The 13,786-nt window shown below is 71.3% G+C and carries 11 protein-coding genes; 5 read left to right on the top strand and 6 right to left on the bottom strand.

Annotated elements, in window-relative coordinates:
- Positions 1-86: 86 nt before the first annotated feature.
- Both ACFQRJ_RS08220 and ACFQRJ_RS08215 read left to right on the top strand, forming a co-directional pair.
- Entirely contained in the window at positions 87-1,202 is a 1,116-nt protein-coding gene (locus ACFQRJ_RS08220) for a LacI family DNA-binding transcriptional regulator (protein ID WP_377018510.1), read from the top strand.
- 142 nt (positions 1,203-1,344) lie between these two features.
- Positions 1,345-1,740 (top strand): type II toxin-antitoxin system VapC family toxin, encoded by a 396-nt coding sequence (locus tag ACFQRJ_RS08215; protein ID WP_377018509.1) that lies wholly within the window; start codon positions 1,345-1,347, stop codon positions 1,738-1,740.
- A gap of 255 nt (positions 1,741-1,995) precedes the next feature.
- Here the strand turns inward: ACFQRJ_RS08215 and ACFQRJ_RS08210 are convergent, their stop codons facing one another.
- From ACFQRJ_RS08210 to ACFQRJ_RS08200, 3 genes are read right to left on the bottom strand one after another with little or no spacing between them, the layout of a single operon-like run.
- Positions 1,996-2,856 (bottom strand): sugar phosphate isomerase/epimerase family protein, encoded by an 861-nt coding sequence (locus ACFQRJ_RS08210; RefSeq protein WP_377018508.1) that lies wholly within the window; start codon positions 2,854-2,856, stop codon positions 1,996-1,998.
- On the bottom strand, positions 2,853-4,232 hold the full coding sequence (locus ACFQRJ_RS08205; RefSeq protein WP_377018507.1) for a DUF993 family protein: 1,380 nt from the start codon (positions 4,230-4,232) through the stop codon (positions 2,853-2,855). The genes ACFQRJ_RS08210 and ACFQRJ_RS08205 overlap by 4 nt, the downstream gene beginning before the upstream one ends.
- 5 nt (positions 4,233-4,237) lie before the next feature.
- Complete coding sequence (locus ACFQRJ_RS08200) at positions 4,238-5,392, bottom strand: Gfo/Idh/MocA family protein (protein ID WP_377018506.1); 1,155 nt, start codon at positions 5,390-5,392, stop codon at positions 4,238-4,240.
- A gap of 374 nt (positions 5,393-5,766) precedes the next feature.
- Here ACFQRJ_RS08200 and ACFQRJ_RS08195 point away from each other — a divergent pair, with 374 nt between their 5' ends.
- The 3 genes from ACFQRJ_RS08195 to ACFQRJ_RS08185 all read left to right on the top strand — a co-directional run bounded on the left by ACFQRJ_RS08195 (position 5,767) and on the right by ACFQRJ_RS08185 (position 10,180).
- Complete coding sequence (locus ACFQRJ_RS08195) at positions 5,767-8,001, top strand: glycoside hydrolase N-terminal domain-containing protein (protein ID WP_377018505.1); 2,235 nt, start codon at positions 5,767-5,769, stop codon at positions 7,999-8,001.
- 30 nt (positions 8,002-8,031) lie between these two features.
- Positions 8,032-8,460, top strand: a complete 429-nt coding sequence (locus ACFQRJ_RS08190) for a MerR family transcriptional regulator (RefSeq protein ID WP_377018504.1) — start codon at positions 8,032-8,034, stop codon at positions 8,458-8,460.
- A gap of 226 nt (positions 8,461-8,686) precedes the next feature.
- Positions 8,687-10,180, top strand: coding sequence for a SulP family inorganic anion transporter (locus ACFQRJ_RS08185; protein ID WP_377018612.1), 1,494 nt, complete (start codon positions 8,687-8,689; stop codon positions 10,178-10,180).
- A 3-nt stretch (positions 10,181-10,183) separates the two neighbouring features.
- Here ACFQRJ_RS08185 and ACFQRJ_RS08180 read toward each other — a convergent pair whose 3' ends face one another.
- The 3 genes from ACFQRJ_RS08180 to ACFQRJ_RS08170 form a co-directional block, all read right to left on the bottom strand.
- A complete protein-coding gene (locus ACFQRJ_RS08180; RefSeq protein ID WP_377018503.1) occupies positions 10,184-11,263 on the bottom strand; it encodes an alpha/beta hydrolase family protein in 1,080 nt (359 codons plus the stop codon).
- Between the two features lie 37 nt (positions 11,264-11,300).
- Positions 11,301-12,149, bottom strand: coding sequence for a sugar phosphate isomerase/epimerase family protein (locus tag ACFQRJ_RS08175; RefSeq protein WP_377018502.1), 849 nt, complete (start codon positions 12,147-12,149; stop codon positions 11,301-11,303).
- 217 nt (positions 12,150-12,366) lie between these two features.
- Positions 12,367-13,767, bottom strand: a complete 1,401-nt coding sequence (locus tag ACFQRJ_RS08170) for a polysaccharide lyase family 1 protein (protein ID WP_377018501.1) — start codon at positions 13,765-13,767, stop codon at positions 12,367-12,369.
- Between the last annotated feature and the right edge of the window lie 19 nt (positions 13,768-13,786).

Below are 13,786 nucleotides of genomic sequence, written 5' to 3'. Positions count from 1 at the left end.
AGCGCCGGACATGAGACGCTTCGCGGCCGTATCCTGAACGCCCGGACAGCGTTTCCCCGACCCGCCCCTCCCGACAAGGAGCCCCGATGCCCGCAGTGCGTCTCAGCGACGTCGCCCAGGATGCCGGGGTCTCCCTGGCCACCGCCTCCCGCGTTCTCAACGGCTCCTCGCGCATCCCCGGCAAGGCGGTCGCGGAGAAGGTCGAGGCCTCCGCGGCGAAGCTCGGCTACGTGCCCAATGCGCAGGCGCAGGCCCTGGCGCGCTCCCGCTCCGGGCTGATCGGCCTGGTCGTCCACGACATCGCCGACCCCTACTTCGCGACCATCGCCCGCGAGATCCAGCAGCAGGCCTTCGCCTCCCAGAGCCAGGTGCTGCTGACGCAGACCGACCGCGAGATCGACACCGAGGTCAGAGCACTGCGGTCGCTGATCGCCCAGCAGGTCGATGCCCTGGTGCTGGTGGGTTCCCACCGCTACGGCAACGATTCCGACGCCGCGATCAGCACGCTGCTGGAGGGCTTCGCCCGCAACGAGGGCCGCGTGGTGGGCATGGGCCAGTCCCTCGGCGTGGGCCGCACCATCGTGCCGGACAACGCCGCGGCCGCTCACGAGCTCGCGACCTCCCTAGTGGTCGAAGGTCATCGCCGCTTCGCCGTCGTCCAGGGCATCGAGGGCATCCCCTCGGCCGGGGACCGCACCGGCGGGTTCGTCGCCGCCCTGACCGAGGCCGGCATCGAGCCGGAGCTGAACATCGGTGCCGGCCTGACCCGGGACGGCGGCCACCTCGCTGCCGAGCAGGTCCAGGAGCACCTGGAGGCGGCCTCCCCCGCCGAGGACCTGCCGCTGTGCCTGTTCGCCCCCGCCGACGTGATGGCCCTCGGTGCGCTCGGAGAACTGCGCCGGCGCGGGATCGACGTGCCGGGCCAGGTCGCCGTCGCCGGCTTCGGCGGCGTGCCCGACGGAGCCGACGCGAACCCCTCCCTGACCACCATCGCACTGCCGCTTCACGACATGGCACGCCAGGCCGTGGAGTGGGTCCTGGAACTGCCGGAGGATGCCGACGGGACGAACGGGACCGGCGCGGCCGGACGGAACGGTGCCGATAGCGCCGACGGACCGGCCAGCACCGCGGACGTCAGCGAGGTGCATGTGCGCGGTGACGTGCTGCTTCGGGAGTCCACCGCCCTGACCACCAGAGCCTGAGGGCGGCATCGGTCGGGTCCGGACCACCCCGGATCGCCGCCTCTCCGACGAATGCGCAACTGGTCGAGCGGATTCGCCATCGCAGCCAGGAATCGGGGCCGACGCGCGCGAACATCCTTGAGGCCCTGGAAGCTGATCGCCGGTGATCGTGGTGGACGCGTCGGCGATGATCGAAGCGCTCATCAGCGCCGACGCACCGGATGAGCTGACCCGAGCGGTCGCGACCCGGCCCCTGGGAGCCCCGCATCTGCTCGATATCGAGGTCCTCTCGACGCTGCGAGGCCTGGAACGCGGGCGGAAGCTCCTCCCGAAGGACTCGGACGCTCTCCGGGAGACGCACTTCGCGATGTCGATCGCCCGGTACGACGCTGCACCGCTCTCGGAGCGCATCTGGTCCCTCCGTCACCGGTGCGCGGCCTACGACGCCTCCTACCTCGCCTTGGCAGAGGGGCTCGACGCTCCGCTGCTCGCGTGCGACGAGCGCCTCCGTGCCGCCGATACGCCGGCCGAGCTGCAGATCTTTCCGGTCGCCGGCTGACTACTGGACCCCACGGAGAGGCCCGCTCGACCAGCGTGAATCGGCCCGAAGCGCCGTCGGATCGCTCCCCCGACTCCTCACTCAGCAGCGCTCGGCCCGCGTGACGAGGTGCCGGAACAGTGCCGAGACGTCCGGGGCGATCGTGGTGAGCGGTGGTCCGACTCGGCGGTACTCCAGCGGTCCGACGCGACGCATATCGACGCGCCTGGACGCTGGAGTACCGGCTGATCGGAATCGACGGTCAGCCGGCGGCCGTCATGCGTACGGCAGGACCAACTGCTCGAAGCGCTCGGCGACGGTGCGGATGGCCTCGGCGGCCGGGGTGGCCCACACGTCCACGTGGAAGATCTCCACTTCGATGTCGCCGTCATAGCCGGTCGCGGCGATCATGCGGGTGATGGCGGGAAAGTCGATGTAGCCATCGCCCATGTAGCCGCGGGAGAACAGCGGTTCGGCGGCCAGTGGCAGGTTCCAGTCGCACACCTGGTAGCTCAGCAGGCGGCCGGCGTCGGCGGCACGCTGGATGGCGCGCTCGAGGTAGGGATCCCACCACACGTGATAGGTGTCCACGACGACGCCGGCGGCGGGGCTGCCGGTGGCCTCGGCGATGTCCAGGGCCTGGTCGAGGGTGGAGACCACGGCGCGGTCGGCCGCGAACATCGGGTGGAGAGGTTCGATCGACAGCGTGACCCCGCGCTCCTCGGCGTAGGGGGCCAGGGCCGCGATGTTCTCGGCGACGCGGGCGCGGGCGCCGGCGATGTCCTTGTCCTCCTGGCTGATGCCGCCGACGACGAGCACCAGCGTGGGGGCGCCCAGAGCTGCGGTCTCGTCGATCGCGCGCCGGTTGTCCTCCAGCGCCGCGGCGCGGTCCGCCTCGGCGACGGCGGTGAGGAAGCCGCCGCGGCACACGGTGGACACGCGCAGGCCGGCGTCATCGACCCGGCGGCGCAGGGCCTCCAGTCCGACCTCGGCGACGTCCTGGCGCCACAGACCGACGGCTTCGATGCCGGCCGCAGCGGTGGCCTCGAGGAACTCCTGGATCGGCGTGGTGCGGCAGGTCCAGCGGTTGATGGACAGACGGGGCGTGCCGGTCGTCTCCGGGGCGGGTGTGTTCATGCGGCGGATCCTTCCGTGAGGCCGTCCGGTCCGTCGGCTCCCCCGGCGGCGGCCCCAGCAGCGCCGGCGCCAGCGGCGTCGGTCCCGGCGGCGCCGGCGCCGACAGCGTCAGCAGCGTCAGTCCGAGCCACCTCGTATCCGGCCAGGCGCAGCATGGCGTGCCAGCGCTCGGCGGCCAGCTGGGGGCGCTCGAGGTTGCCGGTGCTCGCGGCCAGTTCGATGGTGCGCGAGAGGTGGGGCAGGCTGCGGGCGGAGTGCATCCCGCCCACCATGGTGAAGGCGGGCTGGTGCCCGTTCAGCCAGGCGAGGAAGGCGACGCCGGTCTTGTAGTGGTAGGTGGGAGCGGAGAAGACGTGCCGGGCGAGCTCCTCGGCGGCGTCGAGGATGCGGCGGGCCTGATCCGGCTCTCCGGCATCCAGTGCCTGGACCGCTGCGGAGGCGGCGGGCGCGGTGACGGCGAACGCGCCGAGCAGGGCGTGGGAGAAGCTGCCCTCCGGCTGGTCGGTGCGCGCCGTCGTCCCGTCGGCCCCCTCCCCCACGATCAGGTGGGAGAAGTGGAAGTCGTCCCCGGTGAGCATCTGCACGCCGCGCGGCAGGCGCTCGCGCACGGCGACCTCCGCCTCGGCGTCCAGCAGGCTCATCTTCACGCCGCGGATCCGGGCCGGGTTCTCCTCGATGATCCGCAGCAGCGTCTCGGAGGCCTCGGCGGTGTCGCCGGAGCCGAAGTAGCCCGCCAGCTGCGGGTCGAAGGCGGTGCCCAGCCAGTGCAGCACGACGGGTTCGGTGGCGGTCTCGAGCACGCGGCGGTAGACCTCCTCGTAGTCCTCGGCCGACGTCGCGGCCCGGGCGAGGTGACGACTGGCCATGAGCACAGCGCCCGCGCCGGTGGCCTCGGTCGCGCTCAGCTGCTCGCGGTAGGCCTCGACGATCTGGTCCAGGCTCAGCTCAGGCTCGCTGCGGTGGTCGGTGGAGACACCGGCGACGACCAGGTCGCGCACCTGCGCGCCGTCCCGGAACAGGCCCGCGTACGCGGGATCGGCGAGGGCCTCGCGGGCGGCGTCGGCGGTGCGGGAGATCAGCTCGCGGGTGGCCGCGGCGTCCAGCCCCATGTTGCGCTGGGCGGTGTCCATGGCGTCGGCGACGCCGAGACCGCGCGACCACATGGTGCGGCGGAAGGCGATGGTCGCCTCCCAGTCGATGTCCGCCGGGGCGCCGGGGGTGTTGTCCCCGTGGACGATCGGGACCACGTGCACGGCGGCGAACACGGTGCGCGAGCGCAGCGGCGAGGTGGGCGCTGCGAAGGGGACCGCCTCCCCCAGCGGCATGGTGCGCAGACGGCCGTCCTCGTCGAGCAGGGTCAGATCGGTGCTCGTCATGGTGCTCAGACCTCCGTGAGCGGGTCGAGGGTGATGCGGCGGCCCTCGGCGGAGCTGGCGAGGCCGGTCTCGGCCAGGCGAACCCCGCGGGCGCCGGAGAGCAGGTCGAACGGATAGGGGCGGCCCTCGATGTAGTGGCGCAGGAAGTCCTCCCACTGCACCTTGAAGCCGTTGTCGAAGGTCTCGTTGTCGGGGACCTCGATCCAGTCGTCGAAGTAGTCGTGGCCGTCCTTGACGTCGGGATCCCAGACCGGCTTCGGGGTCGCCTCGCGCGGCTGGATGTGGGCGCTGTGCAGGCCCACGACGGCGGAGCCCTTGGTGCCGTCGACCTGGAACTCGACCAGCTCATCGCGGCGCACGCGCACGTCCCAGCTGGAGTTCATCTGCACCACGATGCCGTTCTCGAGGCGGAAGACGCCGTAGGCGGCGTCGTCGGCGGTGGCGGTGTACCGGGTGCCGTTCTCGTCCCAGCGGGCCGGGATGTGGGTGGCGGTCTGGGCGTAGACGTCGGCGATGCGGCCGAAGAGATTCTCGATGACGTAGTTCCAGTGCGGGAACATGTCCGCGACGATGCCGCCGCCGTCCTCGGCGCGGTAGTTCCAGGAGGGACGCTGGGCGGCCTGCCAGTCGCCCTCGTAGACCCAGTAGCCGAACTCGCCGCGCACGGAGAGGATCTCGCCGAAGAAGCCGGAATCGATCAGGCGGCGCAGCTTGAGCAGGCCGGGCAGGTAGAGCTTGTCGTGGACGACGCCGGAAACGGTGCCGGCCTCCTTCGCCAGGCGCGCCAGCTCGAGGGCGTCGGCGAAGGACTCCGCCGTGGGCTTCTCCGTGTAGATCGCCTTGCCGGCGGTGATGGCCTTCTTGAGGTTGGCCACGCGCAGGTTGGTCACCAGGGCGTCGAAGTAGACCTCGTAGTCCTCGTCGGCCAGGGCGGCCTCGACGTCCGTCGTCCACTGCGTCAGGCCGTGGCGCTTGGCCACGGCGGTCAGCTTCTCCTCGTTCCGGCCCACCAGCAGCAGCTCGGGCAGCAGCCGGTCGCCGCCGGTGAGCTCGACGCCGCCCTGGTCCTGGATGGCGAGCAGGGAGCGCACCAGATGCTGGCGATACCCCATGCGTCCCGTGGCCCCGTTGACGATGATCCCGATCCTGCGTGTGGCCATGTGGCGGCTCTCCTTCATGTGCGGCCGCGGCCGGCGCGGCGGCAGTCCGTGCTGGGCTGACTGAGAGGAACGGCCGCGATCCCGGCTGCTCGCGCGCCACGTCGCGCACGAGCTGCATCCGTCGTGAGCGACGGATGACGGTAACCGCTTTCCGTTCCGGGGGCTCAGTAGATCATGTCAGCGCCCGGGTTTCAAGCGCTTTCCCGTCGCGCCCGGCGCCGGACGTGCCCGCCCTCTCGCGCCCGCCCTCTCGCTCCCGCGTGGGCCCTCGACGCCATGGCTCCTCAGACATAGGATGTTTAGCGTTGCCGAGACGCGATGCCCAGCGCGCTGCCGCTGGGACCGCGACCCCCGATCCCGAGGAGAAACCTGTCATGACGCCGCCCGATACTCTCAACCGGCGTCACGCCGCAACGCGCTGGCTGGAGGCATTGCCTCTGGGAAATGGTCGGATCGGTGCCATGGTCTGGGGTGACCCCGAGGTGGCGCGTTTCAGTCTCAACGAGACCACCCTGTGGTCCGGCTCCCCCAGCACCACCCGGAACAGGTGCACCTCGCGCGAGGACGCGGCAGAGCTTCTGACGCGTGCCCGATCGCAGTTCGGATCCGGGCAGATCGTCGAGGCGCAGAACTCGATCGAGGAGCTCGGGGCCGCGTGGGCACAGGCCTATCAGCCCGTCGGGGATCTGCAGGTGCGCCTGTCCCGCGCGGACGGGACCCAGCAGCTCGTCGAGCGCACACTCGATCTCACACGGTTCGAGCACACCGCACGGACGCCCGACGGCGAGCACCGCACCTTCGTCAGCACCGCCGACGAGGTCCTGGTCCATGCCGCCCCCTGCCCCGACGGCGCCGACGTCGCGCTCAAGTTCACCTCCCCCCTGGTCGAGGAACGGCGCACCTCCGGGCCGGACGGCCTCACCCTCGTCCTCCGCGCCCCGTCGGACGGCGTGCCGACCCGCCACGGCGATGTCGCCGAGCTCGCGTGGGACGCCGAGGACGCGAGCCGAGCGGCCGTCGTCGTCCGCACCCGGCGCGAGAGGGGCCGCATCCTGGTCGTCTGCGCCATCGTCACCACGTGGCAGGGCATGGGCCGGCACCCCGACCGCCCCCTCGCCGACGCTCTCGCCGAGGCGACGGGCCAGGCCGACGCCGCGGTGGCGCGCGGTGAGCTCGACCTCCGCAGCCGCCACCTCGAGCGTCTCCCGCTCGGGGCCGGCGATGTCGAGCTGGAGCTCAGCGGCTCCGAGCATGCGGAGCTGCTCGCCACCACCTTCGCCCACGGCCGCTACCTGCTCGCCTCCTCCTCGCGTCCGGGCCTGCCGCCGGCGAACCTCCAGGGCATCTGGAATCCCCACGTCCTGGCGCCGTGGAACTCGAACTACACGGTCAACATCAATCTGGAGATGAACCACTGGGCGGCGGGCGTCGCGCACGTTCCCGGCGCAGCCGGGGCCCTGGAGGGCTACGTCGCAATGCTGCGCGAGAGCGGGAGCGAGACGGCCCGCCGTGTGTACGGCGCCGACGGCTGGACCGTCCACCACAACTCGGACCCGTGGGGCTACACCGATCCTGTGCGGGGCAATCCCAAGTGGTCCTCGTGGCCGATGGGCGGCCTCTGGCTCGAGCGCGAGCTCTCCTCGATCGCCGCCTTCGGCGGGGAGGAGCCGCGCTCGATCGCCGAGCGCCGCTTCCCCGCGCTGCGCGACGCAGCGGCCTTCGCTCTCGATCTGCTGTGGGAGACGGAGGGCGGGGAGCTGCTCACCTTCCCCTCGACCTCCCCGGAGAACGAATGGGTCGCACCCGGCGGCACCCCGGTCGGGCTCAGCGAGGGCACGGGCATGGACCGCTGGCTGGTGCGGGAGATCTTCGAGCTCCTCATCGCGGCATCCCGCCTGACCGGCCGCGGTGACGACGAGATCGTCCGCCGCGCCGGGGCGGCGCTGGACCGGGTGCCCGGGCCGCGGACGGGGGCCGACGGCCGCATCCTCGAATGGCACGCCGACGGGCTCGAGGAGGTCGAGCCCGAGCACCGGCACGTCTCCCACCTCGGCTTCCTCTACCCCGGCACCGATCCCGTGTCCGATCAGCTCTCCCGCGCCGCGGCCGCCTCGCTCGAGGCCCGCGGGGACGAGGCCACGGGGTGGTCGCTGGTGTGGAAGACCTGCCTGTGGGCACGCCTTCGCCGCCCGGACCGGGTTCAGGCCCTGCTGGAGCTGTACCTGCGCCCGGCCGAGACCGCCGACGGCGTCGAGCGCAGCGGCCTGTACCCGAACCTCTTCTCCGCCCATCCGCCGTTCCAGATCGACGGCAACATCGGGATCGTCGCCGCTCTCGCCGAATGCCTGCTCCAGAGCCACCGTGGCGAGATCGAGCTGCTGCCTGCGCTGCCACCGATCATGACCGACGGGTCGGTCCGCGGCCTACGGGCGCGGCCCGGCATCGAGGTCGACATGACCTGGGCCGACGCCGACGTCACCGCGCTGCACCTGCGCGCGGTGGGTCCGGGGGCGCTGGGCACCCACTCGGTGCGTCGTGGAGAGACACTGCTCGACGTGGAGCTCAGGGATGAACGGCCCGTGGAGATCGACCTCTCCCGGCTGATCTGAGGGCGCCGCCCCATCGGGCACACTGACCGTATGAGCCCGACGGACGATCATCGCGAACTGCTGCACATCGGAGCGGTCGCCGAGCGCACCGAGCTGAGCCTGCGCACGCTGCGCCACTACGACGAGATCGGCCTGGTCACCCCCTCGGAGCGCACCGAGGGCGGGTTCCGGCTCTACTCCGAGCAGGACGTCGAACGCATCCTGCTCATCCGACGGATGAAACCGCTGGACTTCAGCCTCGAGCAGATGCGCGAGCTGCTCGATGTCGCCGACGCGGCCGACGGGCCGGGCGCCCCCGCCGAGGCCCTCCGCACACTGCGCGAGTTCGAGCAGATCGCGATCGAGCGCCGCAGCGCTCTGGAGAAGAAGGTGGCGATGGCCGACGAGTTCCTGGCGCGTCTGCGCGAGATCGCCGGCCCCGAGGAGAGCGGGACCGCCCTGGACGCGACGGATCGGTAGACCGTCGCTGCCACCCCTCGACCCCGTACCTGTGACCCATCGCGCAACGCCCGCCGGGTGCGAGAACCACTGAACCTCCCGTAACGTGAGGGTTGGTCGTCGGCCCTCGGACTCGTCCGCTTCCTCGGGCCTCCCTCCCATCTCCTCTCCCCAAGGATGCTTCGTGACGTCAGTCAGCCCTGCCCTCGGCGGCGCTCCCGCCCCCGCGCATTCCCAGCAGCGCCCGATGGGCGTCCTCGAGGCGCTCCGTGACCCCCGCCGCCTGAAGACCGAGGTGCTCGGCGGCCTCGTCGTCGCCCTCGCCCTGATTCCCGAGGCGATCGGGTTCTCGCTGGCCGCAGGCGTCGATCCGGCCGTCGGCCTGTACGCCTCGGTCACCATGGCGATCTCCATCGCGATCGTCGGCGGCCGCCCGGCCATGATCAGCGCCGCCACCGGCGCAGTCGCCCTGGTGGTCGCCCCGGTCATGCACCAGACGGGCGACCTGAACTACCTGGTCGCCACGGTGCTGCTGGCCGGCGTGCTGCAGGTGGTCCTCGGCGCGCTGGGCGTGGCCAAGCTGATGCGGTTCATCCCCCGCTCGGTGATGACCGGCTTCGTCAACGCCCTGGCCATCCTCATCTTCATGGCGCAGATCCCGCACCTGTACGGCCAGGGCGTGGGTCCGCTGGTCTACGCACTGGTGGCCGTCGGCATCGTGATGTTGGTGGTGCTGCCGAAGATCACCACCGCGATCCCCGCCCCGCTGATCACCATCCTCGTCATCAGCGCCGTCGTGTTCTTCTCGGGCTGGAGCGTGCCGACCGTGGGCGACGAGGGCGAGCTGCCCGACTCCCTGCCCAGCCTGTTCATCCCCGACGTCCCCCTCACCCTCGAGACGCTGCAGCTGATCGGCCCCTACGCGCTGGGCATGGCGCTGGTGGGGCTGCTGGAATCGCTGATGACGGCGAAGTTCGTCGACGACATCACCGACACCCACTCGAACAAGACCCGCGAGGCCTGGGGCCAGGGCGTTGCCAACATCGTCACCGGCTTCTTCGGCGGCATGGGCGGCTGCGCCATGATCGGCCAGACCATGATCAACGTGAAGCAGTCCGGCTCGCGCACCCGGATCTCCACCTTCCTCGCCGGCCTGTTCCTGCTGATCCTGCTGGTGGCCCTCGGCGACATCGTCGGTCTGATCCCGATGGGCGCCCTGGTGGCGGTCATGATCATGGTCTGCGTGGCCACGTTCGACTGGCACAGCATCCGCCCCTCGACGCTGCGGCTGATGCCCGTGCCGGAGACCCTGGTCATGGTGATCACCGTGGTCGCCACGGTCGCCACCCACAACCTCGCCGTCGGCGTCATCCTCGGCACCCTGGCCGCGATGGTCCTCTTCGCCCGGCGGGTGGCGCACCTGGTGCGCATCGAGCCGGTGTGGGAGAGCGACATCGACGACGACGGCGCCCCGGAGATCCGCCGCTACCGCGTGGTGGGCGAGCTGTTCTTCGCCTCCAGCAACGATCTGGTCTATCAGTTCGACTATGCGGGCGATCCGGACGTCGTGATCATCGACCTCACCGACGCCGACGTGTGGGACGCCTCGACCGTGGCGGCGCTGGATGCCGTGCAGTCGAAGTACACCGACCGCGGCAAGGAGGCCCGCATCATCGGGCTGGACGGCGCGAGCCAGGAGCGCCTGGAGCGCCTGTCCGGGAAGCTCGGCGACGCGGTCTGAGGCTCAGGCCAGTCGCTCGGCCAACAGCTCCACGGACCGCTCCCCGCGGAAGGCGTGGCCGCCGTCGGTGACGACGAGCTCGGGAGGCGCGGCGTCGAGCGCCTGCCACACCGGGGGCAGCTGCGCGAACGAGGCGCGCGTCGCCTCGATCGGGAAGATCGGGTCGTGCTCACCCGCCTCCAGCACCAGGGGCCGGGGCGCGACGAGGGCGGCGATGTCCGCCATCTCCAGCTCCGGCAGCAGGCCGGGGATGATGTTGCAGGGGCAGTGCCGGATCGAGCACAGGCTCGCCTCGAACGAGGAGAAATAGCTCGCGACCAGGGCGCCGGCGACCGTCGGGTCCACCGCCGCCAGCAGCAGCGAGACGGCCCCGCCTCCGGAGCCGCCCGCGACGGCCACCCGCTGCGGGTCCACCCCGGGCACCTCGCGCAGCGCCTGCACGGCGGCGCGGGCGTCAGCCACACGGTGGCCCATCACCGGCCGGCCGTGCAGCAGGTGGCGGGCGGCATCGATGCCGCACGAGTTCTCGGTGTCCTCATAGGGTTCGGCACCGTCCGGGCGGGGGACGCGGCGCCGTCCGAAGCTGATCATCTCCGGGCACAGCACCGTCAGCCCGGCGCGCACCAGCTTGTGGGCGAGGCCGTCGTGGTACTCGTCGGCCGGATCAGTGCTGACCAGGTCGTCGATGCCGCGGCCGTGGCCGGCCACCAGCACGACGGCGGCGCCCGTCGCCACCTCCGGAGCGGGGCGGAGGAGGAAGGCGGGGATCACATCGCCGTCGGCCGTGCGGATCCGGACGTCCTGGGGTTCCGTGCCGCTCGCAGCGGGGAGATCGTCCAGATGCGGCGTTGCGGCGGGGGCCGACGTCTCGGGGGATGCCGCATCCCCCGTCGCGCCGTCGCCCGCCGCGCCGTCGGCCGTGCTGCCGGCGCGGGCGCTGCGCCGGCCCTGGCGGTCCTCGAAGTGATCGGCCAGTCCCAGCAGGAAGCGCAGACGGCGGCGGGCGGTGGCGGCCTCGGCCGTCGCGGTGGTCTCCACGGCGGCCTCGGCCACGGAGTCGGCTCCGGTCAGGGGCGGTTCCATGTCGTCGTCCTTCGCTGGGGTGGGATGCGGCGGTGCGTCAGCGGCTCGCGACGGCGCGGTCGAGCCGGCTCGAGATGTCCGCGAGGACGTCGTCGACGGGCTGCTCGGCCAGCTCCTTCATGAACGGCTCGACCTTCACCGGCCCGGTGTAGCCGGCAGCATGGACGGCGCCCATGAATCCGGCCAGGTCGATGACGTCCGTCTGGTACGGCAGGCGACGGTCCAGGTCCTGCTGCTGGTTGCGCTCGCGATCGCTGCGGGCATCGTTGATATCGACCGAGACGAGGTCGGCGTCGGTGAGGCCGACCAGGTCCTCGGCGCTCTCGCCGGCGGTGTACCAGTGGTAGCTGTCCAGGATCAGGCCGACGTTGCCCGCGCCGGATTCGGCGATCAGCTCCCGTGCCTCGCGCAGCGAGTGGATGAAGGGGAAGCGTTCGGTGGACCAGAACGTCTTCGGGCCGATGTACTCCAGGCCGATGCGGATCCCCGCCTCGGCCAGGAGCTCGGCGACCAGGGCGAGACGGCCGGCGAAGAGCCGCCAGTTCTCGCGGTAGGTGCGCTCGTCGTGCATCGGGCGGATCCAGGTCCCCACCCGGGTGACCCCGGCCGCCTTCAGCAGCTCGAGCGCGGCGGGCAGATCGGCGAGGGATCGGCGGAACTCCTCGGCGGGAGCGTCGAGGCCGATCGGCAGGCCGGTCATCCCCCACTCGAGGCCGCGCTCGCGCACCGCCGCGGCGTGCTCGGCCACAGCTGCGGTGCTGCCGAGCGACCGGAAGTAGCCGAGATCCGGGTCGACACCGCCGAAGCCGTGCTTCGCGGCGAGGTCGACGGCGGACGGATGGTCCAGGGAGAGGCCGAGCGCGCCGGCCGAGAGATTCGAGAACATCCCGAAAGCCTATGCGGAATCGCGGGTCTGACCGTGATCCACGGCACGGAGTCCACGTCGTGGGACCGCGCGCTCGGCAATGGCCGCTACTCGCGCCGTGGGGCGTTCCCGCGGGAACGGCCCGTCGGCCGACAGACGTTCCCGCGGGAGGGTCCGCACGCCCCAGCAGCGTTCCCGCGGGAACGCTGCTGGGGCGTGCGACGCAGCCGGACGGAGGTCAGCAGCCTCCGTGAAGACGGCCCGGCGCAGGACCGAACTCGGGACCGGCCCAGGCATCGACCACACCGGCCACGTGCTGGACCTTGTGCTCGCAGGCCCGCAGCGTCGGCTCCCAGCTGGTGTCCTCGGCGAGTTGTTCGTCCTCATCGGCGTTGGCGTTGTACTCGGCCAGCAGGTCCACCTGACGATGGTTGACGAGGTTGCCCTCGGTGACGATGACCTCGCCGCGCAGGAAGGACAGGAGCTGCCCCGGTTGCGTGTCACCGGTGATGTCGAAGGCGTTCGCCTCGACCCACAGATGCGATTCGTGGCCGACCCCGAGTGAGTAGCCGTAGTCGACGGTCTGGTCGTCAGTGATGACGTAGTGGTTGTTGTAGACGTCGACCTGTCCCCAGCGGGCGCGCGGTGCCCGCTGGCCCACGCCCTCGTAGAGGTTGTGGTGGAAGGTGACCCGGAGCTTGCCCGGGTCCCCACGGTCGGCGCTGTCGGTCGACCCGACCAGGGTCAGCTTGTCGTGATCGGAGAAGCTGTTCCAGCTGACGGTGACCAGGTCCGAGCCGTTGGTGACGTCAAGAGCACCGTCGTGCCGCTGGAAGGTCTGTCCGAAGTACGTCGGCAGCTTGTCGTCGGTCATCGGCTCGTCGGTGAACGCGTTGTGGTCGACCCAGATGTTGGTTGCGCCGTCGACGATCCGCACGCTGTCGTACTCGCTGTTCCAAGCACCTTCGTCGCCGTCGGTGGGATCCCACGAGGGGAAGCAGTCATAGGTGTCGGCGAGCACGAGGTTGCGGATGATGACATTGTGGACCCCGCTCACGGTGAGGTTCGCGCCGGTCAGCCCGGCGCCCTCCTCGGCGCCGATCAGCGTCGTGTTCGAGGGAATGCGGATGTCGACCAGGGCGCGCTGCTTCTGCTCGGCGGCCTCGCGGGCCTCCTCCATCTCACCGTCGGGCTTACGGTCACGGCCCCAGGTCTCGGGGTCGTAGGCCTCGAGGTATTCCTCCAGGATGTACCCGGTGCCCTCGGCGATCTCCTCGCAGGTGAGGGGATCACCGTTCTCGTCGGCGTTGACCTCGATGGTGCCGTGGACCCGGATGATCGCGGGCTCGTCTCCGGTGTCGGCGAGAGCGTTGACGAGCTCGGTCCGGGTGGAGACGTCGTACACGTGCTCCTCGTTCGCCTCGGCGCCGCCGGTGGTGCCGCCGCCGGCGCTGGCCCAGCCGTCGTCATCGGGAAGGACCTGCCGGTCGGTGATGGCCGGATCGCGCGGGTGCGTATCGCGCGGGCCGTGAGTACCGCCGGGGCCGGCCACGGCGGTGGAGGGAATCATCAGCATCAGGGCGGCCGACGCGGTCACGAGTGCGCGGGCCGTGCGCCGGCTTCGGGTGGATGTGGCCATCATGATCTTCCTTGATCTG

It is taken from the genome of Brachybacterium sp. GCM10030252 (assembly GCF_042666535.1).
GTDB lineage: Bacteria > Actinomycetota > Actinomycetes > Actinomycetales > Dermabacteraceae > Brachybacterium.
The sequence above is the reverse complement of the archived record's forward strand: the minus strand, read 5'-3'. Positions and strand labels throughout refer to the sequence as shown.